The following is a 24,541-nucleotide window of genomic DNA, read 5'->3' as shown; positions in this document are numbered from 1 at the left end:
GGTTGCCGTTTTGCATTGACGTTGTAGGCCGGGTCAGGCGTAGTCGCCACCCGGCTTTTTTGTTGGCGTCAGAACAGCTCGTGCGTTTCGCCGTTATCAATCAATTCCGTACCCACCTCATGCACTGCCTGCGTGGTTGGCTGAGTGCCCTCGATGAAATACTCGGCACGGCTGTTACCGCCATTCGCGAGCTGTCCGGTACTGCGGTCGATATTCACCGTCACCACGCCCGGTGGAGGCGTTAGCGGCTGCTCTGGTACGCCCTCGAGAACGGCCTTCATGTATGCATCCCAGGCAGGTTGCGCACTCTTCGCGCCGCCTTCGTAACCGGAAATCTGATCTTTAATCGCGCCAGAGGCGGTCGTGCGCCCCAGATCGCGGCGGTGATCGTCAAAACCAATCCAGACGGAGGTGACAACCCCCGGGCCATAACCTGAGAACCAGGCATCTTTTGAACTGTTGGTTGTCCCGGTTTTTCCGCCGATGTCGTGGCGCTGCAAATCGCGGCCCGCTCGCCAGCCGGTGCCTTGCCAGCCCGGTTCACCAAAGATGTTGGTGTTCAGTGCGCTCTTAATCAGGAACGACAGCGGCGTGCTGATCACGTGCGGGGCATACTCCTGCGCGCCACTCTGGGCGACCAGCGCCTGATTGGCCTGTTCCAGCTGCGGCTGCGGCACCGCCAGATTCTGACGTTCCTGAGAGATCGCCACATCTTCCATATCCTTGTTTTCCAGGACATTGGATTTTGGCGTGTCGCCGTAAATCACCGGAATATCGCATTCAGGGCAGGCAATTTTCGGTTTCGCTTCAAACAGTACGCCGCCCTGATCGTTCTCTATTTTGCTGATGAAATACGGATCGACCAGGAAGCCGCCGTTCGCCATCACCGAGTAGCCTCGCGCAACCTGGAGCGGCGTAAAGGACGCGGAGCCGAGCGCCAGAGATTCAGTATGAACGATGTTTTGCGCCGGGAAGCCAAAGCGTTGCAGATACTCTGCCGCATAATCCACGCCCATCGCACGCATCGCGCGAACCATGACCACGTTCTTCGACTGGCCAAGGCCCTGGCGCAGACGGATAGGGCCAGCGTATTGCGCCGGAGAGTTCTTCGGCTGCCAGTCAGAGCCCGCACCGGCATCCCAGCGGGAAATTGGCACGTCGTTGAGAATGCTGGCGAGAGTCAGCCCCTTATCCATCGCCGCGGTATACAGGAACGGTTTGATGTTCGAACCAACCTGACGCAGCGCCTGGGTCGCGCGGTTAAATTTGCTCTGGTTGAAATCGAACCCGCCAACCAGCGCCATCACGGCGCCGTTCTGCGGATTGATGGAGACCAGCGCAGAGTTTACGTCCGGCACCTGCGCCAGCCACCAGGCATCACCGACCTGACGCACCCAGATTTGTTGTCCGGTTTGTACGACATCGGTCACTTTACGTGGCGTAGGCCCCTGAAGGGTGTCAGAGCGGTATGGACGCGCCCAGCGGACACCCTCCATGCGCAGCGAAACGGATGTGCCATCGGCCATCATCGCCACTGCTTCCTGTGGATCGGCCTGGGTGACGACCGCCGGACGCAGCGGGCCATAGGTCGGCAGCGCTTTCAGGGAATCCGTGATTTTTTTACTGTCCCATGCGCCTTCACCCACTTTCCACAGCACGTTGGACGGGCCGCGATAGCCGTGACGCATATCGTAATCCATCACGTTATTACGCACCGCCTGCTGGGCAGCCTGCTGCACCTTGCGGGTCACGGTGGTATAGACGCGATAACCATCTTCATACGCTTTATCACCGTAGCGACTCACCATCTCCTGGCGAACCATTTCAGTAAGATACGGTGCAGAGAAGGCGATTTCCGGCGCATGGTAATTGGCGTCAATAACGTCGCTGCGCGCCTTATCGTACTCAGACTGGCTGATATAGCCTTCGCTCAACATACGCGACAGCACCACGTTACGGCGCGCGGTGGCGCGGTCCAGCGAGTAGAGCGGGTTAAACGTGGATGGCGCTTTTGGCAGGCCGGCAATGGTCGCCATTTCGCTCAGCGTGAGCTGATCGATCGGCTTACCAAAATAGACCTGAGCCGCAGCCCCTACGCCATAGGCGCGGTAGCCCAGATAGATCTTGTTGAGGTAAAGCTCAAGGATCTCGTCTTTGCTCAGCAGTTGCTCAATGCGGATCGCGAGGAACACCTCTTTGATCTTACGCATCAGCGTCTTTTCCGGGCTGAGGAAGAAGTTACGCGCCAGCTGCTGGGTAATGGTACTTGCCCCCTGAGAGGCATGACCGGAGAACAGCGCCACGCTTGCCGCACGGAAAATACCGACCGGATCGACACCGTGGTGCTCGTAAAAACGGCTGTCCTCGGTGGCGATAAAGGCCTTCACCATCACGGGTGGAATTTGATTTAAGGTCAGAGGGATACGACGTTTCTCGCCGTATTGCGCCATCAGTTCACCATCGGCGCTATAGACCTGCATAGGGATCTGAAGCCGCACATCACGAAGCGTGGCGACATCAGGGAGTTGCGGCTCGACATATTTGTACAAACCAATAATCGAGCCTGCTCCCAGCAGAATGCAACAGACTGCAAGGATCAATAAATACTTTACGAACTTCACCGGAGATTTCCCATTTGGTTTAGCCTGGGCAGTTTCTAAACAATCGCGCGGTAGTATAAAGGCAAGCCTGATTCATTGATATAGCCGTCACTCCGACGGGCGATAAGGAGATCGTGAAGCATGGCTTTTAAAACGTGGCAGACAGGCGTTCATATTCAACAGGATAAGGTGGTTGCGGTAGCGCTGACCAGAGAGCGGGCCGGCTGGCGGTTACGGCGCTGGTGGGCGGTGCCGCTGTCGGACGGCGTTATCGGGGAAGGCAAAATACTTAAGCCAGAACAGCTGGTTAATGCATTACGTGGCTGGCGGAAAACATTGCCGCACTCGCATCGGGTATTTCTCTCATTTCCGGCGACGCGCGTTCTGCAACGCGCGTTGCCCTGTCCATCCGTTACCTTGCGTGACAGCGAACAGCTCACCTGGGTAGGCGCCGCATTAGCACGTGAGCTGGAGATGCCCGCCGATACGCTCTGTTTTGACTACGCGCAGGATACGTTCAGCAACACTTTTCAGGTTACCGCAGCGCAAAACAGAGAGGTCGATACCCTGTTGACGCTGGCGAACGCGCTGCGTTTGCGTCTGGCAGCAATCGCCCCGGATGCCGGCGCGCTGGCTAATCTTCTCTCTGCTGTTGCCCCCGCCCGGTGCGTCGCCTGGAGAGATCAACACCAGTGGCTATGGGCGATGCGTCACCAGTGGGGGCGGCGCTACACCACAGAAGCGGCGACGGTGAATGAACTGGCGGCGCTGCTTGCGCTTTCTCCTTCTGATATCGCCGTGTTTGATGCTGGCCGCGAACCCTGGGAAGCGGTGACGCTGTGCCAGCCGCCGCTGCCGGAATGCGGTGCTGATTACACCGTCGCCCTGGCGCTGGCCATGAGCGAGGCGCCGTAATGAGCATACCCAATCTTTTACCCTGGCGTCGGCAGCAACGTAATCAGCGCCTGCGTTTCTGGGGGCTGCTGTTTGCTGGCTCACTGCTGGTGATGCTGGCGGGAGGTATCAGCCTGCGGGCGACGCAGTCTCTCGCGTTACAGGCGTTGCAGAGCGAACTGGCGGGGACGCGTGCAGTGCAGAAGGTATTGAAAGCCCGTCAGCCGCAGTCAGCGGGGCAGAAAACCCCTTCGCCGCCGTCTGATCCGGCCTGGCAACCTGCGCTGGAGTCCCTTGCCAGCGCAATGCCCCGGCAGGCGTGGCTGACGGCGCTGCGTTATCAGCCACCCTCGCTGACCCTGACCGGCTATACCACCTCACTGCCAGCGCTCTCCGCCATGACCGATGCCCTGAAAAGGGTGACGGGATTTAACCCCGGACCGGCAGGCGAAATGCAACAGGATAGCCAGGGGCGATGGATGTTCTCTTTTCAACTACATAGCCGGAGGTAGCAGGTGGGTATCTGGTATCAACGCTGGACTGATGCACGTCCTTCCCGGCGCGTCCTTTGCTGGTTGATCGCATCGGGGCTTGTTGCGTGGGCAATTTGGGGACTGCTGCTCAGGCCCGCTGCTCTGCGTTACGCCGATATTCAGGCGCAGGCCATCAGTGCGAAGCGAATCAACGCCTCGCTGTGGCCAGAGGCCGGACGGCGAGTAGTGGTTACGCAAGTGACGCCCTCGCAGCCCTTTTCTCCCCTGGCTTTTCAGCGTGAGGGCGCAAGGCTGGTGTACTGGAAGCCGCAGCAGCGTGGGGGAGAGCTGGCGCTGGATGCCTCCTGGGGCGCGGTTCCGGCGCTCTTTTCCCGGCTGGCGCTTGAGAACGCGCGGGTGAGTGCGTTTTCCATCACCCCACAGGGCAAACGCCTACGCCTCAGCCTGCAACTGGAGATCGGTCATGCGCAGTAAAGCCCGTTTGCTGATCCTGCTTTCTCCGCTTTTCCTGACCGGAATGCGGGATCCCTTCTCTGTGCCGGAAGAGCGTTGCGCAGCCGGGCAGCTCAGCCAGTGGCGGTATCAGGGGGTAGTCAGCGGCAGCAGGGATATCGGCCTTATACAGGACGGGCAGAAACGCTGGCACCGGGTAAAAACGCAGATGCGGTTACCGACAGGCTGGCGGGTGAGCGCGATAGATAAACAACAACTGACTGTTGATGTCGGCGACATGTGCGAGCCGAAGCGATGGACATGGCAACGAGAAGGAACGAAAAAAAGTGAAGATAAGGATAGGGCTGTTACTGGCGGCACTCAGCCAGCCCCTGTGGGCCGCGACGCCAAAACCGGTCACCCTGCTGGTGGATGATGTCCCGGTGGTGCAGATATTACAGGCGCTGGTGGGGCAGGAGGATCGCAATCTGGTGGTGTCGCCGGATGTCAGCGGTTCGCTTTCGCTGAATTTAACGCGGGTGCCCTGGAGACAGGCGCTTCAGACAGTAGTGAACAGCGCCGGGCTGGTATTGCGGGAAGAGGGCGGCATTTTTTATGTGCATACGGCGGCCTGGCAACGGGAGCAACAGACGCGTAAAGAGCAGGAGCGGGCCCAGCGTCTGCTTGACGCCCCGCTGCACTCTCACAGCATTCCGTTTGCTTATGCGGATGCAGCCGAATTGCAAAAAGCGGCAGAAAAGCTCTTAAGCCCGAAAGGCAGTCTCTCCGTCGACAAGCGCACCAACCGTTTCCTGGTCAGGGATAACCAGACGGTGGTGGATATGCTCCAGCGCTGGGCTGTGCAGATGGATCTGCCCGTCGAGCAGGTGGAACTGGCGGCGCAGATTGTGACCATCAGTGAAAAAAGCCTGCGTGAACTGGGGGTGAAATGGAACCTCGCTGACGCAACGGAGGCCGGTAAGGTGGGTCAGGTCACGACGCTGGGGGCGGACCTGTCGGTGGCCAGTGCAACCACCCACGCAGGGTTTAACATCGGGCGCATCAACGGCAGGATGCTGGATCTTGAGTTGTCGGCGCTTGAGCAAAAGCAGCAGGTGGATATCATCGCCAGCCCGCGGCTGCTGGCGTCGCACATGCAGCCGGCCAGCATCAAGCAGGGCAGCGAAATCCCGTATCAGGTTTCCAGCGGCGAAAGCGGGGCGACATCCGTTGAATTTAAAGAAGCGGTATTAGGCATGGAGGTCACGCCGGTGGTCCTGCCGGGTGGTCGCGTGCGCCTGAAACTGCATATCAGTGAAAATATGCCCGGCCAGGTGCTGCAACAGGCAGACGGCGAAACGCTGGCGATCGATAAGCAGGAGATCGAAACGCAGGTAGAGGTAAAAAGTGGGGAAACGCTCGCGCTGGGCGGGATCTTTTCGCAAAAGAATAAAACCGGACGCGACAGCGTGCCCGTGCTGGGCAACATTCCGTGGCTGGGTCAGCTGTTCCGCCATGACGGAAAAGATAACGAACGGCGCGAGTTAGTGGTGTTTATCACGCCACGTCTGGTCAGTATTCAGTAATGGGTAACGATCCCCGCAATGATTTTGCATTCAGTTTGTTGCAGATGTTTGACGTGGGGCATGAATTAGCATACAAGGAGTACCGATTTGAGTTGGACTTACGTCTTATTTCCTTATGCGCCGGGAACGGTGATTTAATCAGTTGCCAAACAAGCCGGAGTATTGAGATAATTTTTCGTCTGACTCTCGCTCTATTGCAAATGAGGTTTCAGTTCATGTCCTGCTACGCCGGGTGTCTGCGCAGCGGGGATTACCATTAACGAATAGTCTTAGTAGTACCGAAAAAATGGCAGAGAAACGCAATATCTTTCTGGTTGGGCCTATGGGTGCCGGCAAAAGCACTATTGGGCGTCAGTTAGCTCAACAACTCAATATGGAATTTTACGATTCTGATCAAGAGATTGAGAAACGAACCGGAGCGGATGTGGGCTGGGTCTTCGACGTAGAAGGCGAAGAAGGTTTCCGTGACCGAGAAGAAAAAGTGATCAACGAACTCACGGAAAAACAGGGCATTGTGCTGGCAACTGGCGGCGGCTCTGTAAAATCTCGCGAAACCCGCAACCGTCTCTCCGCCCGTGGCGTAGTGGTCTATCTTGAGACGACCATCGAAAAACAGCTGGCACGCACGCAGCGTGATAAAAAGCGCCCGTTGTTGCAGGTTGAAACACCGCCACGTGAAGTTCTGGAAGCTTTGGCCGATGAACGCAATCCTCTGTACGAAGAGATTGCTGATGTGACCATTCGTACTGACGATCAAAGCGCTAAAGTGGTTGCAAACCAGATTATTCATATGCTGGAAAGCAACTGATTCTGGCTTTATATACACTCGCCTGCGGGTAAAAGCATTTAAGGTGGATGTCGCGTCATGGAGAGGATTACAGTTACTCTCGGGGAACGTAGTTACCCTATCACCATCGCGGCTGGTTTGTTTAACGACCCAGCTTCCTTCTTACCACTGAAAGCGGGTGATCAGGCGATGCTGGTCACCAACGAGACGCTGGCTCCGCTTTATCTCGACCGTGTACGTCACCTGCTTGAGCAGGTGGGCGTGAAGGTCGACAGTGTGATTCTGCCCGATGGCGAGCAGTACAAAAGCCTGACGGTACTGGATACCGTCTTTACCGCACTTCTGCAAAAACCGCACGGTCGTGATACAACACTGCTTGCCCTGGGCGGCGGCGTTGTGGGCGATCTGACCGGTTTTGCAGCCGCCAGCTATCAGCGCGGCGTGCGCTTTATTCAAATTCCAACCACGTTGCTCTCACAGGTCGATTCTTCTGTGGGCGGTAAAACGGCGGTTAACCATCCGCTCGGCAAAAACATGATTGGCGCGTTCTACCAGCCTGCCTCGGTGGTGGTGGATCTCGACTGTCTGAAAACCTTGCCAGCGCGCGAACTGGCGTCCGGCCTTGCAGAAGTGATCAAATACGGCATTATTCTTGACGGGGAATTCTTCACCTGGCTGGAAGAGAATATGGATGCGCTGCTGCGCCTCGACGGGCAGGCAATGGCCTACTGTATTCGCCGTTGTTGTGAGCTGAAAGCAGAAGTCGTTGCCGCAGATGAGCGTGAAACCGGCTTACGTGCTTTACTGAATCTGGGGCATACGTTTGGTCATGCGATCGAAGCCGAAATGGGCTACGGTAACTGGCTTCACGGTGAAGCTGTCGCTGCCGGAATGGTTATGGCGGCGCGAGCCTCTGAACGTCTGGGGCAGTTCAGGCCGGAAGAGACAGCACGTATCATCGCGTTGCTTAAACGTGCTGGCTTGCCGGTGAGTGGTCCGCAGGAAATGTCTGCGCAGGCGTACCTTCCCCACATGATGCGCGATAAAAAAGTATTGGCAGGTGAGATGCGTCTGGTACTCCCGCTTGCAATAGGGAAAAGTGAAGTGCGCGGCGGAGTGCCGCACGAAGTCGTACTTGGCGCTATTGCTGATTGTCAGCAGGCGTAACAACTAGAAAGGTCAGACCGCTGTAACAGGTGGTCGTTTTAGCTTCAGGTAAATGCAGAGTCGTTGGCAGAAGCCTTTGAGTGGGGTGTTAAATGGATGAATTCAAACCAGAAGACGAGCTGAAACCCGATCCCAGCGATCGTCGTACTGGTCGTTCTCGTCAATCTTCAGAACGTGATAACGAGCCGCAGATCAATTTTGACGATGTCGAACTGGATGCAGACGATCGTCGCCCTTCGCGTAGCCGTAACGCGCGAAATGAGCGAGAAGACGAGGAGTATGAATCCGAAGAAGAGTTAATGGATGAACAGCCTGTTGAACGTCGTCCGCGCAAACGTAAAAAAGCGGTAGCGGCAAAACCGGCCTCCCGTCAGTACATTATGATGGGCCTTGGCGTTCTGGTGCTGGTCTTGCTGATTGTCGGCATTGGGTCCGCGCTAAAAGCACCTTCTACCAATTCTACCGAGCAGACGGCGTCTGCCGAGAAGAGCATTGACCTGTCTGGTAACGATGCGAGCAACCAGGCGAATGGCGCTCAGCCTGCGCCGGGCACCACTTCCGCAGAGCAGACCGCAGGTAACACCAGCGCTGGCCAGGATATCTCTCTGCCGCCTGTCTCTGCGACCCCGACTCAGGGCCAGGCGCCTGCGACGCCTGAAGGTCAGCAGCGTGTTGAAGTTCAGGGCGATCTGAACAATGCGCTGATGCAGCCGCAGAATCAGGAGCAGGTTAACGCTGCCGTGGAGAACTCCACGCTGCCAACTGAACCAGCCACCGTTGCGCCAGTTCATGGCAGCAATGCCCAGCAGCAAACGGCGACAACGGAAACCAAACCGCGCCAGACGCAGACTGCGCCACGCCAGGAGCGTAAGCAGGCTGTGATTGAGCCGAAGCGTGAGACGAAACCGCAAACCGTGGCAAAAGCGCCAGAAACGAAAGCGCCAGCGCAGACCAAACCTGCTGTGAGCCAGCCGGTTAAAGCGCCAACGCCTGCGGCAACCACTGCACCGAAAGCAACGGCGACCACAACCGCGCCTGCTGCAACAACACCTTCTGCAACAACACCTGCGGCTCCCGCAGCCAAAACGGGCGCTGCATCAGGTAAAACGACGGGCAACGTGGGTTCTTTGCAGTCGGCCTCTTCCAGCAACTACACCCTTCAGCTGAGCAGTTCGTCTAACTATGACAACCTCAACGCCTGGGCGAAGAAATCGAATCTGAAAAACTACGTGGTTTATCAGACGACCCGTAACGGTCAACCGTGGTATGTGCTGGTGAGTGGTATTTATGCTTCCAAAGATGAAGCAAAACGTGCCGTTTCCACGCTGCCAGCCGACGTGCAGGCGAAAAACCCGTGGGCGAAGCCGATTCATCAGGTGCAGGCCGATCTGAAGTAATGTTTAAAGCGCAGGATGCTGTCGGAGCTTTCTCCACAGCCGGAGAAGGTGTAATCAGTTAGTCAGCATGAAAAAAAATCGCGCTTTTCTGAAATGGGCAGGGGGGAAATACCCCCTGCTCGACGATATTAAAAAGCACCTGCCGAAAGGCGAGTGTCTTATCGAGCCCTTCGTGGGTGCTGGATCGGTGTTCCTGAATACCGATTTTTCTCGTTATATCCTGGCGGATATCAACAGCGACCTTATCAGCCTCTATAACATCGTCAAACTGCGTACCGATGAGTATGTGGAAGAGGCGCGGAAGCTGTTTACGCCAGAGAACAACAACCCGGACGTCTACTATCAGTTCCGCGCTGAGTTTAATCAAAGCCAGGATCCGTTCCGTCGCGCGCTGTTGTTTCTTTATCTCAACCGCCATGGTTACAACGGTCTGTGCCGGTATAATCTGCGTGGCGAGTTTAACGTGCCGTTTGGCCGCTATAAGCGTCCCTACTTCCCACAGGACGAGCTGTATCACTTTGCTGAAAAAGCGCAGAATGCCGAGTTCTACTGTCTCTCCTATGAAGAGTGCATGGATCTGGCGGGCGTAAACTCGGTGGTCTACTGCGACCCGCCTTACGCGCCACTGTCTGCCACGGCAAATTTCACCGCCTACCACACCAATAGCTTCAGCCCGGCCGAGCAGGCTCGTCTGGCTGAGATGGCGGAAAAGCTGGTCAGCAAAAGAATTCCGGTGTTAATTTCGAATCACGACACGCCTGATACGCGCGAATGGTACAAAGCCGCGAAGCATTTTCAGGTAAAAGTGCGGCGTAGCATTAGCAGCAACGGCGGCACACGTAAAAAGGTGGACGAACTTCTGGCGCTTTATCGACCCTGAGCCTTTGCCCGCCGGTAAACACATTTCAAGGAGATGCGGATGAAACAGTTTTTGATTGCCCCCTCAATTCTGTCGGCCGATTTTGCCCGCCTGGGTGAAGACACTGCCAAAGCTCTCGCGGCTGGCGCGGATGTCGTCCATTTCGACGTTATGGATAACCACTACGTTCCCAACCTGACCATCGGTCCGATGGTGCTTAAAGCGCTGCGTAACTACGGGATCACCGCGCCCATTGACGTGCATCTGATGGTGAAACCGGTTGACCGCATCGTGCCTGATTTCGCCGCGGCGGGTGCCAGTATCATCACTTTCCACCCGGAAGCCTCCGAACACGTTGACCGCACGCTACAGCTGATCAAAGAGAACGGCTGTAAGGCGGGACTGGTCTTTAACCCGGCGACCCCGCTGAGCTATCTCGACTACGTGATGGACAAGCTGGACGTGATCCTGCTGATGTCCGTTAACCCGGGCTTTGGTGGTCAGTCATTTATCCCTCAGACCCTCGACAAACTGCGTGAAGTGCGCCGCCGTATCGATGAGTCTGGCTATGATATTCGTCTGGAAGTGGACGGCGGCGTGAAGGTCAATAACATTGGTGAGATTGCGGCGGCAGGGGCGGATATGTTCGTCGCAGGCTCCGCCATCTTCGATCAACCGGATTACAAAAAAGTCATTGATGAAATGCGCCGTGAACTGGCGAAGGTAAGTCATGGATAAATTGCAGGCTATTCGGGGTGTAGCATTTGACCTCGACGGCACGCTGGTCGACAGCGCGCCAGGATTAACCCGCGCCGTCGATCAGGCGCTGTATGCCCTTGAACTCCCCGTTGCAGGCGAAGAGCGCGTGGTGACGTGGATTGGTAACGGTGCAGACGTGCTGATGGAGCGCGCGCTGACCTGGGCTCGTCAGGAGCGTGCCTCTCAGCGTTCCGCGCAAGGTAAACCGAGTGTTGACCACGCGGATATTCCCCAGGATGAGCAGCAGCGTATTCTGCGCAAACTGTTCGACCGTTTCTACGAAGAGACCGTCGAAGAGGGTAGCTTCCTATTCCCGGATGTCGCTGAAACGCTGAGCGCGCTACATGCCAAAGGCATCCCGCTGGGACTGGTGACTAACAAGCCGACACCGTTCGTTGCGCCTCTGCTGGAAGCGCTGGATATCGCGAAATACTTCTCCGTAATTGTGGGCGGCGATGACGTGCAGAATAAAAAGCCGCATCCGGAACCGCTATTGCTGGTGGCAGGAAAATTATCCTTAGCGCCTGCGGAGCTGCTCTTTGTCGGGGATTCCCGCAATGATATTCTGGCTGCCAGAGCGGCAGGTTGCCCGTCGGTTGGGTTGACCTACGGCTACAACTACGGTGAAGCCATTACGCTGAGTGAGCCGGACGTTGTGTTCGACCACTTCAAAGATTTGTTGCCCGCACTCGGGCTCTCGCACAGTGAACATCAGGAATTGAATAATGACTAAGCCCATCGTTTTTAGTGGCGCACAGCCTTCAGGTGAACTGACCATTGGTAACTACATGGGTGCGTTACGTCAGTGGGTGAGCATGCAGGATGACTACCACTGCATTTACTGCATCGTGGATTTGCATGCTATCACCGCGCGTCAGGATCCCGAGAAGCTGCGCAAAGCAACACTTGATACGCTGGCGCTGTACCTGGCGTGCGGTATCGATCCAGAGAAGAGCACCATTTTCGTTCAGTCTCACGTGCCAGAGCACGCGCAGCTGGGCTGGGCGCTGAACTGCTACACCTATTTCGGCGAGCTGAGCCGCATGACCCAGTTCAAGGATAAGTCTGCCCGCTACTCTGAAAACATCAACGCCGGTCTGTTTGACTATCCGGTGCTGATGGCGGCCGACATTCTGCTGTACCAGACCAACCAGGTGCCGGTGGGTGAAGACCAGAAGCAGCACCTGGAGCTGAGCCGCGATATTGCCCAGCGCTTCAATGCGCTTTACGGTGACGTGTTCAAAGTGCCTGAGCCGTTTATTCCGAAATCCGGTGCGCGCGTGATGTCGCTGCTGGAGCCGACCAAAAAGATGTCCAAGTCTGACGATAACCGCAACAACGTTATCGGCCTGCTGGAAGATCCGAAATCGGTGGTGAAAAAGCTCAAGCGTGCGGTGACCGACTCCGACGAGCCGCCAGTGGTGCGCTACGATGTGCAGAACAAAGCGGGCGTGTCTAACCTGCTGGACATTCTCTCCGGTGTGACCGGACAGAGCATCCCTGAGCTGGAAAAACACTTTGAAGGCAAGATGTACGGCCACCTGAAAGGCGAAGTGGCAGACGCCGTTTCCGGCATGCTGACCGAGTTGCAGGAGCGCTATCACCGTTACCGTAACGACGAAGCTTTCCTGCAAAAAGTGATGAAAGAGGGCGCGGAAAAAGCCAGCGCGCGCGCCTCCGAAACTCTGAAAGCGGTGTACGACGCGATTGGGTTTGTGGCGAAACCTTAAGCCGCTTTGTCGGGTGGCGCTTACGCTTACCCGGCCTACGGGACCGTGCAGGTCGGGTAAGGCGGAGCCGCCACCCGACAAAACTGACGAAACAAAAAAACCGGGACATCCCCGGTTTTTTTACGCCTGAAAAACGCTTACTGCTGTGCCGCCGGGCCGCAACCGCCGATGATCTTCGAAATGGAGATCGCCGGGTGAAGCAGGTAATCGTAGCTGCAATTATTTTTAGTATTTTGAACGTGACCGGTGCAGGCCGTCAGAGTTGATAACAGGCCGACCAGAACGGCAGCTTTTGCCAGTTTGAACATACGCATTCCTTGTCAAAAAATCAAAAATTGGATGTAACACGAGGGAATAAATGGAAAAGTTCCATTATGCGGGCGGTATGTTATCGACTGAGGTAAGAAGGGAGTAGTCCGCTTAAAGACTACTCACGGGAGAGATTATGCGTTAGTGGCTGGAGAACCAGTTCAGTTTTTCGCGCAGGGCAACCACGCGACCCACCACGATCAGCGCCGGGCTTTCAACCTGCTGCGCCAGCTCGCCCAGCTGCGTCAGCACGCCATCGATCACGCGTTGCGTAATGGCGGTGCCGTTTTCCACCAGTGCGACCGGCATATCTGCTTCCATGCCGTGCTCCAGCAGTTTCGCCTGAATAGTGGCTGCCTGATTTAGCCCCATATAGAACACCAGAGTCTGCTTTTCAGCGGCCAGATTATGCCAGTCCAGTTCGCTGCCGGTTTTCAGGTGGCCCGTCACCAGGCGCACGCTCTGGGCATAGTCGCGATGGGTTAACGGAATGCCGGAATAGGCAGAACAGCCGGACGCCGCCGTAATGCCCGGCACCACGGAGAACGGAATACCCGCGTTGCACAGGGTTTCCAGCTCTTCGCCGCCGCGACCAAAGATAAACGGATCGCCACCCTTCAGGCGCACCACGCGCTTACCTTTTTGCGCTTCCCGCAGCAGGATCTGGTTGATCTCCTCCTGCGGCACGCAGTGATAACCTGCCCGTTTGCCGACGAACACGCGGTCAGCATCCCGGCGTACCAGGTTCATGATGTCATCAGAGACCAGACGGTCATACACCACGATGTCCGCCTGCTGGATCTGCTGGAGACCCTTCAGCGTCAGCAGGCCCGCATCGCCGGGACCTGCGCCCACCAGCACCACTTCACCGCGATGGTCCAGCGGCTCGCTCAGGAGCTGTTCGGTCGTCTCTTCAACGGCTTTGGTGTCCTGATTGGCAAGGGACTGCGCCAGCCTGTCGTTGACAAAGAACTTCTCCCAGAAGCGACGGCGTTCGCCCACGGTTGCGAAGGTTTGCTTCACGCGGGAGCGCAGCTCTCCGGCATATTGGGCAATCTGACCAAGATGCTGCGGCAGCACGGCTTCCAGTTTTTCCCGCAGCAGACGGGCAAGAACGGGCGAGCGCCCGCCGGACGACACCGCAATCATCAGCGGTGAACGGTCAATAATCGACGGCATGATAAAGCTCGCCTCTTTCGGCGCATCCACAACGTTACAGAAGATGCGGCGCGCTTCGCAGGCGTCGCTGACGCGCTGGTTAACGTCATCGTTATCCGTTGCGGCGATGGTCAGCCAGCAGGTATCCAGCAGGGATTCATCAAATTCGCCCTGCACCTGGGTGAGCATCCCTTCCTGCGCCCAGACGTCAAACTGTGGGGCAAAGGTGAGGGCGTTGACGGTCAGCCGGGCACCCGCCTCTAACAGCAGGCGTGCCTTGCGTTCAGCCACATCGCCGCCGCCCACGAGCAGGCAGTCGCGGTTGCGTAATTGACAAAAAATCGGCAGGTGATCCACGACGTTACCTCACAGCATTCATGGCGGGGGAAGAATTGACGTCAGGATAACAGCAGGAATCGTACAGAACATACGGTTTTTCCTGCCGTTACCCATAAGGGGTCATAAGCCTTTCCTATTGAAAAGGCGAGGGGTTACGCTTTCAGCTGCACCTCGCCGTCCTTCACGCGGACGTCGTAGTGTTTGACCGAGAAGCTTTCATCTTCCATGCAGAGTCCGTCGGTTAAGCGGAAGCGCTGCTTTTTCAGCGGGCTGGCAACCCACAGCTCGCCCTGGTGCTCCGCAATCAGACCGCGGGAGAGCACGCTGGCCTCGAAGAACGGGTCGATATTGCTGATGGCATAGACCTGTTCATCGTGGCGAGGGCGGAAAATCGCCACCTGCTCGTTGCCCAGCAGGGCACAGACGCCGGTTGCTGGCAGAATGTCGTTAATATTGCAGATGTTTACCCACTGGCTCATGCGTTTTCCTCCACCAGCATCACCGGAATACGTTCATACGGGGTCGCTGGACGATGCTGTTCGCGCTCCGGCACCACCTGCACGTTCGGGTCGCGCTGGGTGCTGTTGATAAAGTGTTTGAAGCGCGTCTGCGCTGCTGGCGTGTTCACGGTTTCGGTCCACTCGCAGATCACCGCCTCGCGCAGGCGAGTCATCTCGGATTCCAGCTGTTCATTCAGACCCAGCTTGTCGTCGATAATGACCGACTTCAGGTAGTCGATGCCGCCTTCGAGATTATCCAGCCAGGACGCGGTACGGGTCAGCTTATCGGCGGTACGAATGTAGAACATCATGAAGCGGTCGAGGTATTTGATCAGCGTATCGCGATCGAGATCGGCGGCCAGCAGATCCGCGTGGCGAGGTTTCATCCCGCCGTTACCGCACACGTACAGGTTCCAGCCTTTCTCCGTGGCAATGATACCCACATCTTTCCCCTGTGCTTCCGCACATTCACGGGTACACCCTGAGACGCCGAACTTCATTTTGTGCGGCGTACGGATGCCTTTGTAGCGGTTTTCCAGCTCTACGCCGAAGCCCACGCTGTCGCCCACGCCGTAGCGGCACCAGGTGCTGCCCACGCAGGTTTTCGCCATGCGCAGCGCCTTGGCGTACGCGTGACCGGTTTCAAAGCCCGCTTCAATCAGCTGACGCCAGATTTCCGGCAGGTCATCTTTCTGCGCTCCGAACAGGCCGATACGCTGGGAGCCGGTGATTTTGGTGTACAGGTTAAACTCACGGGCGATACGGCCCACGGCGACCAGCCCTTCCGGGGTAATCTCCCCTCCGGCAGAACGCGGGATCACCGAGTAAGTCCCGTCTTTCTGAATATTGGCCAGGAAGTTATCGTTGGTGTCCTGAAGCGGAGTGTGTTCTGGTTTGAGCACATATTCGTTCCAGCAGGACGCCAGCAGGGAACCGACGGTTGGCTTACATACTTCACAGCCATAGCCCTGGCCGTGTTTCTCCAGCAGTTCGTCGAAGGACTTAATGCCTTCCACGCGGATCAGGTGATACAGCTCCTGGCGAGAGTAAGCGAAGTGCTCGCACAGGTTGTTGTTCACTTCAATGCCCTGTTTTGCCAGCTCGGCGTTCAGCACCTGGGTGACCAGAGGAATACATCCGCCGCAGCCGGTCCCGGCTTTGGTTTCCGCCTTCAGCGCCGCAACGGTGTGGCAGCCTTTGTTAATGGCGGAGATCAGCATGCCTTTGGTCACGTCGAAGCAGGAACAGATTTGCGCGCTGTCCGGCAGTTTATCCACGCCGATGGACGGCTTACCGCTGGAGGCGTGCGCCGGGAGGATTAGCGCGTCCGGGTTCTCCGGCAGCTCAATGGCGTTCAGCACCAGCTGGAGCAGGTTACCGAAGTCGCTGGTATCACCCACCAGCACCGCCCCGAGCAGGGTTTTGTTGTCCTGGCTGACGATGAGACGTTTGTAGACTTCTTTGCTTTCGTCCAGATAAACATAGCTGCGGGAGTTCGGGGTGCGGCCATGCGCATCACCAATACCGCCCACGTCCACGCCCAGCAGCTTCAGCTTGGCGCTCATGTCTGCGCCGGTGAAGGCGTTTTCGCTGCCGAGGATATGGTCAACGGCGACCTGCGCCATTTTGTACCCTGGTGCAACCAGACCGTATACGCGGTTATTCCAGCTGGCGCATTCGCCGATGGCGTAGATATCCGGATCGGAGGTCTGGCAGGTATCGTTGATCATGATCCCGCCGCGCTGCGCAACGGCCAGACCGCACTGGGTGGCCAGCTTATCGCGCGGGCGAATACCGGTGGAGAAGACGATGAAATCCACTTCCAGCTCGCTGCCGTCTGCAAAGCGCATGGTTTTACGCGCTTCGGTGCCTTCCTGCACGATCTCTTTGGTGTTCTTGCTGGTGTGAACCTTCACGCCCATGCTTTCGATTTTACGGCGTAGCTGGTCGCCACCCATATGGTCCAGCTGTTCCGCCATCAGCATCGGGGCAAATTCGATGACGTGGGTTTCAACGCCGAGGTTTTTCAGCGCGCCTGCCGCTTCCAGACCCAGCAGACCACCGCCGACAACCGCGCCGCGTTTGCTTCGACGTGCGCAGGATTCAATGGCGTTGAGGTCTTCAATGGTACGGTAAACGAAGCAATCCTGGGTTTCCGACCCTTTAATAGGCGGGATCCACGGATACGAGCCCGTCGCCATGATCAGCTTATCGTAAAAAACCGTACGTCCGGCGCTGGAGTGGATCACTTTCTCCTGACGGTTGATGGTGATAGCGCGTTCGCCCACCAGCACTTTTACGCCATGCTTCTCGTAGAACCCTTCACGCACCAGAGAGAGCTCTTCGGCGGTATGGTGAGAGAAGTAGGAAGACAAGTGCACACGGTCGTACGCCTTGCGGGGTTCTTCACAGAACACGGTAATATCGAACTGCTCAGCATCGGCTTTATCGAGAAGATCCTCAATAAAGCGGTGGCCGACCATGCCGTTACCGATGATAGCGAGTCTGACTTTGCTCATTTTTGCCTCGATTTCTTTTCTATTACTGCCTACCTTAACGATTCAGCAGGGGCACTTATTGATGCAAATCAAATACGCCTTCACCTACCCCTTAGTGGGTATATCTATGATTTGTCAGGATTTTTATAAGTGACGGATATTGTTTGATTTTTGTGCTTGCTCGTTTTTCGCACAAATTTAGTGGGGTTTTTACCCATCGGCGGGAAGGGCGGGTGAGCAGGGGAAAACCCCTTTGCAGTACGCAAAGGGGTTACGGCGATTAGTGGGTAGCTGTTGCCGGGTTGTGTTGACGGTGACGGGTCACAAAGCCCAGCACGAAGCACATGATGAATACCACTGCATACAGACCGTTAGCGGTATGCAGCGCCGCCAGCGGGCCGCTGTGCGCAACAATCGGGCCCGTGACCACGAAGGTCAGCATGGTGCCGATGGTGCCGCAGGTCAGCACGAAGTTCACCAGCTTTGGCGAGGCCACTTTGGTCTGAAGAGAGCCAAGGGTGATGATCGAGGTATAAATCGCGCTGGAGAAGAAGCCCAGGGTCAGGATGAACCACGGCATATGCTCCGGGGAACCGTTGATGAACAGATACATCAGCACGGTTGCCAGACCCGCCAGAACGGTCAGGATCCGTTGCAGGTCGAAGAAGCGCAGGATAAAGCTAAACGCCCACATGCCGAACATGTAAGACATCCAGAAATCGCTCACCAGTTTACCCGCGTCGTTCAGGCTCATGCCCAGACCTTTCGCGTATTCAGGAACCCAGGAGATAAAGCCCAGCTGGCCGAGGATGTAACACAGCGCGGCGATGGAGAGGAACAGTACGCCGATACCCCATTTTTCTTTCGCAACCGGCTCGGACGTAGTCTGCGCTTTTTTGCCCAGCACCGGGAACTCGCAGCCGAAGGTGAGAACAAAGATCGCGACATAAACCAGACCAATGCAGGCGTACACCCAGTACCACTCAATGCTGCGCGCCAGAAGATACGCGGCGACCATCGGGAAAATCATCCCGGCCATGCTGAAGAAGGAGTCGGTGAACAGCAGACGCGCGCCGCGCTGGCGGCCTTCATACATATGCGTAATCAGGAATGTACCGATCGACATGGTGATCCCGCTCACCAGACCCAGCACGAACATGGCGGCAGAGAAGAGGGCGATGCTGTGGCTCAGCATCAGGCCCGCCACGGCGGCAACCATCAGCACGAAGCCGAAACGCAGCTGCGTTTTCAGCGGCACGATTTCCATCAGCCAGGCATTAAGGAAAATAGAGATCAGGATCCCCGCGTTCAGGAAGGTGAAGGTGTTACTCATACTGGAAACGGGCAGCTGGAAGTAGTCTGCGATATTTCCCATCACCATCCCGGTGACGATCACCAACGCGCCGGTCAGGGCGTAAGAGAAGAAGCTGATCCATGTGAGCTTGATGCGATTGCTGTTAGTCATGTCTGGCCTGTTAAAAGTAAAGAAAAACGCAATGACTGCGTTTGAGCGGGCAGATTTTAGTCGCGAAAGTGATCTAATTAAATCTTTTCAGAAAATTTTGAGCACAATTGCAGGTTTTTACGTGATGCAGATCACATTACGTTGCGGGGTGAACAATCGTTTGCGCGGTAATAATTGTTTCAATTTGGTAAAATTAGGTAAAAGACTGGTCTGGGTTCATACTGCTCTTTAGAATCAAGCCATTCGCTTTTTATACTGCGCTTTGTTAAGGAATTCTCATGCTCAAATCAACACTGGCGGCTGTCGCAGCTGTGTTTGCTCTTTCTGCCGTTTCCCCTGCTGCGCTGGCAGCCAAAGGAGACCCCCACGTCCTGCTGACTACCTCTGCGGGGAATATTGAGCTGGAGCTGGATAGCCAGAAAGCCCCTGTTTCGGTGAAAAACTTCCTCGACTACGTGAACAGTGGTTTTTATAACAACACCACGTTCCACCGCGTGATCCCGGGCTTTATGATTCAGGGTGGCGGTTTTAACGAGCAGATGCAGCAGAAACAGCCCAACCCGCCCATCAAAAATGAAGCAGACAACGGCCTGCTGAACAAGCGCGGCACCATCTCCATGGCGCGTACGGCGGACAAAGACAGCGCCACCAGCCAGTTCTTCCTCAACGTGGCTGATAACGCCTTCCTGGACCACGGTCAGCGCGACTTTGGCTACGCGGTGTTTGGCAAAGTGGTGAAAGGCATGGACGTTGCGGATAAGATCTCTCAGGTTCAGACTCACGATGTCGGTCCATACCAGAATGTGCCGTCTAAGCCAGTCGTCATTCTCTCCGCGAAAGTGCTGCCGTAATCGTTCCCCCACACGGGCACATCTTGCCCGTGTCTTTCCACCCTCCCTGCGAAAGCGCGTTTTGCTGCTTATACTTGTGGCAAACGGACTATTCAGGGAGGCGTAGTGAAAAAACTCACCGACAAGCAAAAATCCCGTCTCTGGGAGCAACAACGTAAGGTCAATTTTCAGGCCAGCTGCCTCCTTGAAAAAGGTAAGGGTCCCGCTGAACCCGATATCGAGACGCTGGAACTGGGGCCTTCCGCACCGGGTTTACCCCATCTGTGTCTTATTCACCGCCATTTATTCCGCAACGAAATGAAAGGCGCGGGCGAGCTGCGCACCGCCGATATTTCTAAGGGCGACATTCCTTTTTGCCATTTCGAGTACATCGAGAAAGTGGGTAATGAGCTGATGGCTTCGCTGGAAAGTGATAAATATCTGGTGGGCCTTCAGAAAGCAGAGTTTACAGACAGAATCAGTCATTACTACTGTGAAATCAACATGCTACATCCGTTTATGAGCGGTAATGGCGTGGCCCAGCGGATCTTCTTTGAACAACTGGCTATTCATGCGGGCTATGTGCTGAACTGGCAGGGGATCGACCCGAACGACTGGGCAGCCGCCAATCAGAGCGGGGCAATGGGGGATTTGACAGCCCTGAACGCCATCTTTGCCAAAGTTGTGAGCGAAGCGCGGGAATCTGCGTAAAATAGGGCGGCCATTTTTTCAGGAGCCGCCATGATTCTGCTGATTGATAACTACGATTCCTTTACCTGGAACCTTTACCAGTATTTTTGTGAGCTGGGGGCAGAGGTGGTTGTCCGCCGTAACGATGAGATCGCGCTGGCTGACATTGACGCGCTGGCGCCCCAGAAAATCGTGATTTCGCCGGGGCCGTGTACCCCTTCGGAGTCTGGTATCTCGCTGGAGGCGATCCGCCATTATGCGGGCAAACTGCCGATTCTGGGCGTCTGCCTGGGTCATCAGGCCATTGCGCAGGTCTTTGGCGCCACCATTGTCCGTGCCGCGAAAGTCATGCACGGCAAAACCTCTCCGGTCACGCACACCGGTACCGGCGTATTCCTGGGGCTAAACAATCCGTTAACCGTGACGCGCTACCATTCTCTGATCATTGATCCGCCGACCCTGCCGGCCTGCTTTGAGGTCACCGCCTGGAGCGAGACGCAGGAGATCATGGGCATTCGTCACCGTGAGTACGATCTGGAAGGCGTGCAGTTCCACCCGGAAAGCATTCTCAGCGAACAGGGGCACGCGCTGCTGGCCAATTTCCTTAATCGCTGAATATCTGTTGCCTTGTTGTGATTTTTTATGCATATTTTGTGATTATATTTTCACAATCAATGTGACATAAAAATGGATGGTCATGACATGGCAACTGAACAACCAGCAATTACCCGCGCGACATTCGATGAAGTGATCCTGCCGATTTATGCACCGGCTGAGTTTATCCCGGTGAAAGGGAGAGGCAGCCGCGTCTGGGATCAGCAGGGCAACGAGTATGTTGATTTCGCAGGCGGTATTGCGGTGACGGCGCTGGGCCATTGCCATCCTGCGCTGGTGGACGCGCTGAAAACGCAGGGCGAAACGCTGTGGCACACCAGCAACGTGTTCACCAACGAACCGGCGCTGCGTCTGGGGCGTAAGATCATCGATGCCACCTTCGCCGAACGCGTGCTGTTTATGAACTCCGGCACCGAAGCCAACGAAACCGCCTTTAAGCTGGCGCGCTACTACGCAACCACGCGTCATAGCCCGTACAAAACCAAAATCATCGCCTTCCATAACGCCTTTCACGGACGCTCCTTCTTTACCGTTTCCGTTGGCGGCCAGCCGAAGTATTCCGACGGCTTTGGTCCGAAACCTGCGGATATCATCCACGTGCCGTTTAACGATCTCCACGCCGTTAAAGCGGTGATGGACGATCACACCTGTGCCGTGGTGGTCGAGCCCATTCAGGGGGAAGGCGGCGTCACGGCGGCCACCCCGGAATTTCTGCAAGGGCTGCGCGAGCTGTGCGACGAGCACCAGGCGCTGCTGGTGTTTGATGAAGTGCAGTGTGGGATGGGGCGTACCGGAGACCTGTTTGCTTATATGCACTACGGCGTAACACCGGATATTCTGACCAGCGCGAAAGCGCTCGGCGGCGGTTTCCCGGTCAGTGCGGTGCTCACCACCCAGGATATCGCTTCCGCATTTCATGTGGGCTCACACGGCTCCACCTACGGCGGTAATCCGCTGGCGTGCGCCGTGGCGGGTGCGGCGTTCGACATCATTAATACGCCGGACGTCCTGAATGGCGTGAATGCGAAACGCGACCTGTTTGTGAAACATCTCCAGCAGATTGACCAACAGTTTGATGTCTTCAGCGACATCCGCGGGATGGGGCTGCTGATCGGCGCCGAACTGAAGCCGCAGTACAAAGGCCGCGCGCGCGATTTCCTGCACGCCGCCGCGCACGAAGGCGTCATGGTGCTCAACGCCGGGCCGGACGTGATGCGCTTTGCGCCATCGCTGGTGGTGGAAGACAAAGACATCGAAGACGGATTAACCCGTTTTGCCGCGGCGGTCGCGAAGATCGTCAGCGGCTAATACGCGGTTCGTTTTAACCGGCGCGTTAACCAAATCCCGTGATGCGGGCGCTGACGCCATGCCACCGACGAAATGGTGTGCATGGTGTTCAGATGCCCCAGCACGCGCTGCAAATGCTGCTCAAGGGTGCTCATCGGCCCGTGGGTCAGCGTCTCCGGCGCTTCCAGAATGTTCGAATCCCCTGACTCGCCCGGCGCGTCATACTCCAGACGCTGCTGACAGCGCTGCAACGCAATTTCACACGACTGCAAATAGCGCTGCGCCAGATCCGTCGTCAGCATCGTGTGCTCCCGCGCCAGCGTCGTCATGGCATTGATGTGCTCGACGATAAACTGGCTGTGCGTGACCCACAGCTTCATGTCAGCCAGATAGTGCGCGTTAAAGCCCGGCTCCTGCATGGCCTGGTTAAGGGAGTTGAACAGGGCGTTATGCGCCTGGTTGACCTTCATGCGCTCGTAGGCCAGCGGAGAGGGCTGCGGGTCATCGCTCAGAATAAGACGAATGGCCTGCTGGTCAGCTTCGAGCGCGTCGTGGGCGTTCTGCCTGAGCAGCCCGCTTTGCCACTGCGGCCACAGCCAGACCATGCCGCCAAAGGCGATCAGGCAGCCAATTAGCGTATCGACCAGCCGGGCAATAATAAACTGTTCCCCGTTAAGCGTGAGCAGTTGCAGGGTATACACCGCCGTCACCGTAAAGCCCACCATCGCCCAGCCGTAGTTTTTGCGGATGATCAGGTAGCTCACCAGCGTGATTGCCAGCATACCGGCCAGGGTATAGCCTTCCGGCACGTGGAAGTGCAGCGTCACGCCCGCGATAATCAGCCCCGCCATCGTACCGCCCGCCCGATGCAGAATGCGCACCCGCGTGGCGCCATAGCCGTTCTGGGTGACAAACAGCACGGTCATTAAGATCCAGTAGGGTTTCGGCAGGTGCAGGGCCATTCCCATCAGGCTGGCGATGCTCAGCATCACACTGATCCGCGCGGCATTGCGCAGGGCGGAAGATTTCAGTGATAGATAGCTTTTGAGCGCGGGCAGCAGCGGCAGCCGTTTTTGCTTATCGGCCATCAGGTCCCGGGCATAAAGCGGGCGCTGGGTGCGTAACACCCGGGCGATGCGGCTGAAATGCCAGGCAGCAAATTGCCCGACCGGGTTATCCGCGTGCTGACGCGCAATCTTTTCCAGCGCGCCGAGCTGTTTGTCCATGTTAAAGCGCGTCGGGTAGCGGTGATAGAGGATATCGTCAGCCAGCACCCGCAGGCGGGCCGCGACGGTCTGCGCGTTCCAGCGGATCACCGCTTCCGCATGGCTGCGCTCCACCAGCTTTTGCACCTCTTCCGGATTATGAAGGCTGACGGAGATATGCTCCTGCAAATCCAGCCCGACCTGGAAGGTTCGCAGCAGCCGCTTGTATTCATGATTTTTGTTGGCGGCAAGCATGTGCAACTGCTGATAGCACTGGCTGATCAGATCCACCACTTTTTGCTGGCGCGCCAGCAGCGGCGGCAGGGATTTTTCCGGGTCGGTATGTTGAGTGAGCAGGGTGTATTTTGCTTCGCAGTATTCAGCAAGCTGCACGTAGAGCAGGCTCAGGGATTCGCGCAGCGGCTGTTCCCGCCACAGCCAGAACCAGAACCAGTTAAACAGCCCATACCACAGCGTGCCGAGGGCGTAGATCAGCAATGGCTCCCACACCGGCATATTGCCCGCAAGGCTTAAGGTGAAGATGGCGGCAATCAGCGACGCGGGAAGCAGGCGGGCGTGCAGCGAGCTGATTTCGGCGGTGACGCCGAGCGTCATCGCCAGCACGGTCAGGATCAACGGCAGAGGAATGTCGCGGGCCAGTAAAAGTTGTACGGCAAGGCTACAGCCGGCAAACAGGCAGCCGCCAATAATCAGACGTTTAAAAAAGCGTTTATGCGGCGTATCCAGACCGGCAATGTTGCAGCAGGCGGGCACGAGGGAAAACAGCAGGCCTTGCTGAAGATGTCCGAGGATCAGGCCCACGGCCACGGGAAGACACAGCACCAGCGTTTGTCGTAGTGCGTAGTTAACTTCCGGGTGATAGATCAGCCTGCGCCACATGAGGAGTAGAGACAAAAACGGCGTGCCACCCTGCGGCGGC

The 24,541-nt window shown here is 56.7% G+C and carries 23 protein-coding genes; 16 read left to right on the top strand and 7 right to left on the bottom strand.

Features of this window, described 5'->3' with window-relative positions; genetic code table 11:
* Window positions 1-68: 68 nt before the first annotated feature.
* Window positions 69-2,621, bottom strand: coding sequence for a peptidoglycan glycosyltransferase/peptidoglycan DD-transpeptidase MrcA (gene mrcA, locus L379_RS02015; protein ID WP_017693864.1), 2,553 nt, complete (start codon window positions 2,619-2,621; stop codon window positions 69-71).
* Window positions 2,622-2,741: 120 nt separating this feature from the next.
* Between mrcA and pilM the strand changes: the two genes are divergently transcribed.
* From pilM to trpS, 12 genes are all read left to right on the top strand, one after another.
* Window positions 2,742-3,515 carry a type IV pilus biogenesis protein PilM gene (gene pilM / locus L379_RS02020; protein WP_032655348.1) on the top strand — a complete coding sequence of 258 codons (774 nt, stop codon included), beginning with the start codon at window positions 2,742-2,744 and terminating at the stop codon, window positions 3,513-3,515.
* On the top strand, window positions 3,515-4,006 hold the full coding sequence (locus L379_RS02025; RefSeq protein ID WP_023304548.1) for a PilN domain-containing protein: 492 nt from the start codon (window positions 3,515-3,517) through the stop codon (window positions 4,004-4,006). The genes pilM and L379_RS02025 overlap by 1 nt, the downstream gene beginning before the upstream one ends.
* A gap of 3 nt (window positions 4,007-4,009) precedes the next feature.
* Entirely contained in the window at window positions 4,010-4,462 is a 453-nt protein-coding gene (locus tag L379_RS02030; RefSeq protein ID WP_023304547.1) for a HofO family protein, read from the top strand.
* A complete protein-coding gene (locus tag L379_RS0124360; protein ID WP_032620992.1) occupies window positions 4,452-4,856 on the top strand; it encodes a HofP DNA utilization family protein in 405 nt (134 codons plus the stop codon). Before L379_RS02030 ends, L379_RS0124360 begins: the two co-directional genes overlap by 11 nt.
* Window positions 4,768-6,006: a DNA uptake porin HofQ gene (hofQ, locus tag L379_RS02035; protein WP_023304546.1), complete on the top strand. Its 1,239-nt coding sequence runs from the start codon at window positions 4,768-4,770 to the stop codon at window positions 6,004-6,006. The genes L379_RS0124360 and hofQ overlap by 89 nt, the downstream gene beginning before the upstream one ends.
* Before the next feature lie 286 nt (window positions 6,007-6,292).
* Complete coding sequence (gene aroK, locus L379_RS02045; protein ID WP_003861630.1) at window positions 6,293-6,814, top strand: shikimate kinase AroK; 522 nt, start codon at window positions 6,293-6,295, stop codon at window positions 6,812-6,814.
* 57 nt (window positions 6,815-6,871) lie between these two features.
* The gene (aroB, locus tag L379_RS02050; RefSeq protein ID WP_032655345.1) at window positions 6,872-7,960 is read left to right on the top strand and encodes a 3-dehydroquinate synthase; all 1,089 of its coding nucleotides are present in this window, start codon (window positions 6,872-6,874) and stop codon (window positions 7,958-7,960) included.
* Between the two features lie 92 nt (window positions 7,961-8,052).
* Window positions 8,053-9,357 (top strand): cell division protein DamX, encoded by a 1,305-nt coding sequence (gene damX / locus L379_RS02055; protein ID WP_032655342.1) that lies wholly within the window; start codon window positions 8,053-8,055, stop codon window positions 9,355-9,357.
* 67 nt (window positions 9,358-9,424) lie between these two features.
* Window positions 9,425-10,237, top strand: coding sequence for an adenine-specific DNA-methyltransferase (gene dam / locus L379_RS02060; protein WP_015571432.1), 813 nt, complete (start codon window positions 9,425-9,427; stop codon window positions 10,235-10,237).
* A 39-nt stretch (window positions 10,238-10,276) separates the two neighbouring features.
* On the top strand, window positions 10,277-10,954 hold the full coding sequence (rpe, locus tag L379_RS02065) for a ribulose-phosphate 3-epimerase (RefSeq protein ID WP_003861634.1): 678 nt from the start codon (window positions 10,277-10,279) through the stop codon (window positions 10,952-10,954).
* Window positions 10,947-11,708, top strand: coding sequence for a phosphoglycolate phosphatase (gene gph, locus L379_RS02070; RefSeq protein WP_017384158.1), 762 nt, complete (start codon window positions 10,947-10,949; stop codon window positions 11,706-11,708). Before rpe ends, gph begins: the two co-directional genes overlap by 8 nt.
* On the top strand, window positions 11,701-12,705 hold the full coding sequence (gene trpS, locus L379_RS02075) for a tryptophan--tRNA ligase (RefSeq protein ID WP_015571430.1): 1,005 nt from the start codon (window positions 11,701-11,703) through the stop codon (window positions 12,703-12,705). Before gph ends, trpS begins: the two co-directional genes overlap by 8 nt.
* A gap of 137 nt (window positions 12,706-12,842) precedes the next feature.
* On the opposite strand, the gene L379_RS02080 is transcribed toward trpS, so the two are convergent.
* The 5 genes from L379_RS02080 to tsgA form a co-directional block, all read right to left on the bottom strand.
* Window positions 12,843-13,013, bottom strand: a complete 171-nt coding sequence (locus L379_RS02080) for a YhfL family protein (RefSeq protein WP_008503029.1) — start codon at window positions 13,011-13,013, stop codon at window positions 12,843-12,845.
* A 142-nt stretch (window positions 13,014-13,155) separates the two neighbouring features.
* Entirely contained in the window at window positions 13,156-14,529 is a 1,374-nt protein-coding gene (gene cysG / locus L379_RS02085) for a siroheme synthase CysG (protein WP_032655340.1), read from the bottom strand.
* 134 nt (window positions 14,530-14,663) lie between these two features.
* Window positions 14,664-14,990 carry a nitrite reductase small subunit NirD gene (gene nirD, locus L379_RS02090; RefSeq protein WP_015571429.1) on the bottom strand — a complete coding sequence of 109 codons (327 nt, stop codon included), beginning with the start codon at window positions 14,988-14,990 and terminating at the stop codon, window positions 14,664-14,666.
* A complete protein-coding gene (nirB, locus tag L379_RS02095) occupies window positions 14,987-17,530 on the bottom strand; it encodes a nitrite reductase large subunit NirB (protein ID WP_017384160.1) in 2,544 nt (847 codons plus the stop codon). Before nirB ends, nirD begins: the two co-directional genes overlap by 4 nt.
* Window positions 17,531-17,789: 259 nt before the next feature.
* Window positions 17,790-18,974 (bottom strand): MFS transporter TsgA, encoded by a 1,185-nt coding sequence (gene tsgA, locus L379_RS02100; RefSeq protein ID WP_015571426.1) that lies wholly within the window; start codon window positions 18,972-18,974, stop codon window positions 17,790-17,792.
* Window positions 18,975-19,252: 278 nt separating this feature from the next.
* Here tsgA and ppiA point away from each other — a divergent pair, with 278 nt between their 5' ends.
* The 4 genes from ppiA (at window position 19,253) to L379_RS02120 (ending at window position 22,417) form a co-directional block, all read left to right on the top strand.
* Window positions 19,253-19,825 carry a peptidylprolyl isomerase A gene (ppiA, locus tag L379_RS02105; RefSeq protein WP_000920483.1) on the top strand — a complete coding sequence of 191 codons (573 nt, stop codon included), beginning with the start codon at window positions 19,253-19,255 and terminating at the stop codon, window positions 19,823-19,825.
* Window positions 19,826-19,930: 105 nt separating this feature from the next.
* The gene (locus tag L379_RS02110; RefSeq protein ID WP_023295530.1) at window positions 19,931-20,515 is read left to right on the top strand and encodes a putative adenosine monophosphate-protein transferase Fic; all 585 of its coding nucleotides are present in this window, start codon (window positions 19,931-19,933) and stop codon (window positions 20,513-20,515) included.
* 30 nt (window positions 20,516-20,545) lie between these two features.
* Window positions 20,546-21,109: an aminodeoxychorismate synthase component 2 gene (gene pabA, locus L379_RS02115; protein WP_017384162.1), complete on the top strand. Its 564-nt coding sequence runs from the start codon at window positions 20,546-20,548 to the stop codon at window positions 21,107-21,109.
* Window positions 21,110-21,196: 87 nt separating this feature from the next.
* Window positions 21,197-22,417: a bifunctional acetylornithine/succinyldiaminopimelate transaminase gene (locus L379_RS02120; protein WP_023295528.1), complete on the top strand. Its 1,221-nt coding sequence runs from the start codon at window positions 21,197-21,199 to the stop codon at window positions 22,415-22,417.
* On the opposite strand, the gene L379_RS02125 is transcribed toward L379_RS02120, so the two are convergent.
* Complete coding sequence (locus L379_RS02125; protein WP_032104001.1) at window positions 22,414-24,501, bottom strand: YccS/YhfK family putative transporter; 2,088 nt, start codon at window positions 24,499-24,501, stop codon at window positions 22,414-22,416. The genes L379_RS02120 and L379_RS02125 overlap by 4 nt on opposite strands.
* Between the last annotated feature and the right edge of the window lie 40 nt (window positions 24,502-24,541).

The organism is Enterobacter sp. MGH 33, from assembly GCF_000534535.1.
In the GTDB taxonomy this organism is placed as follows: Bacteria; Pseudomonadota; Gammaproteobacteria; order Enterobacterales; family Enterobacteriaceae; genus Enterobacter; species Enterobacter hormaechei_C.
This window is presented reverse-complemented; position numbering and strand designations above follow the sequence as displayed.

Excerpts from the sequence above, each read along its gene's own strand:
- pilM (WP_032655348.1), top strand. The coding sequence starts at position 2,742 with ATGGCTTTTAAAACGTGGCAGACAGGCGTTCATATTCAACAGGATAAG.
- L379_RS02025 (WP_023304548.1), top strand. The coding sequence starts at position 3,515 with ATGAGCATACCCAATCTTTTACCCTGGCGTCGGCAGCAACGTAATCAG.
- L379_RS0124360 (WP_032620992.1), top strand. The coding sequence starts at position 4,452 with ATGCGCAGTAAAGCCCGTTTGCTGATCCTGCTTTCTCCGCTTTTCCTG.
- aroK (WP_003861630.1), top strand. The coding sequence starts at position 6,293 with ATGGCAGAGAAACGCAATATCTTTCTGGTTGGGCCTATGGGTGCCGGC.
- aroB (WP_032655345.1), top strand. The coding sequence starts at position 6,872 with ATGGAGAGGATTACAGTTACTCTCGGGGAACGTAGTTACCCTATCACC.
- damX (WP_032655342.1), top strand. The coding sequence starts at position 8,053 with ATGGATGAATTCAAACCAGAAGACGAGCTGAAACCCGATCCCAGCGAT.
- dam (WP_015571432.1), top strand. The coding sequence starts at position 9,425 with ATGAAAAAAAATCGCGCTTTTCTGAAATGGGCAGGGGGGAAATACCCC.
- rpe (WP_003861634.1), top strand. The coding sequence starts at position 10,277 with ATGAAACAGTTTTTGATTGCCCCCTCAATTCTGTCGGCCGATTTTGCC.
- gph (WP_017384158.1), top strand. The coding sequence starts at position 10,947 with ATGGATAAATTGCAGGCTATTCGGGGTGTAGCATTTGACCTCGACGGC.
- trpS (WP_015571430.1), top strand. The coding sequence starts at position 11,701 with ATGACTAAGCCCATCGTTTTTAGTGGCGCACAGCCTTCAGGTGAACTG.
- L379_RS02080 (WP_008503029.1), bottom strand. The coding sequence starts at position 13,013 with ATGTTCAAACTGGCAAAAGCTGCCGTTCTGGTCGGCCTGTTATCAACT.
- nirD (WP_015571429.1), bottom strand. The coding sequence starts at position 14,990 with ATGAGCCAGTGGGTAAACATCTGCAATATTAACGACATTCTGCCAGCA.
- nirB (WP_017384160.1), bottom strand. The coding sequence starts at position 17,530 with ATGAGCAAAGTCAGACTCGCTATCATCGGTAACGGCATGGTCGGCCAC.
- tsgA (WP_015571426.1), bottom strand. The coding sequence starts at position 18,974 with ATGACTAACAGCAATCGCATCAAGCTCACATGGATCAGCTTCTTCTCT.
- ppiA (WP_000920483.1), top strand. The coding sequence starts at position 19,253 with ATGCTCAAATCAACACTGGCGGCTGTCGCAGCTGTGTTTGCTCTTTCT.
- pabA (WP_017384162.1), top strand. The coding sequence starts at position 20,546 with ATGATTCTGCTGATTGATAACTACGATTCCTTTACCTGGAACCTTTAC.
- L379_RS02120 (WP_023295528.1), top strand. The coding sequence starts at position 21,197 with ATGGCAACTGAACAACCAGCAATTACCCGCGCGACATTCGATGAAGTG.
- L379_RS02125 (WP_032104001.1), bottom strand. The coding sequence starts at position 24,501 with ATGTGGCGCAGGCTGATCTATCACCCGGAAGTTAACTACGCACTACGA.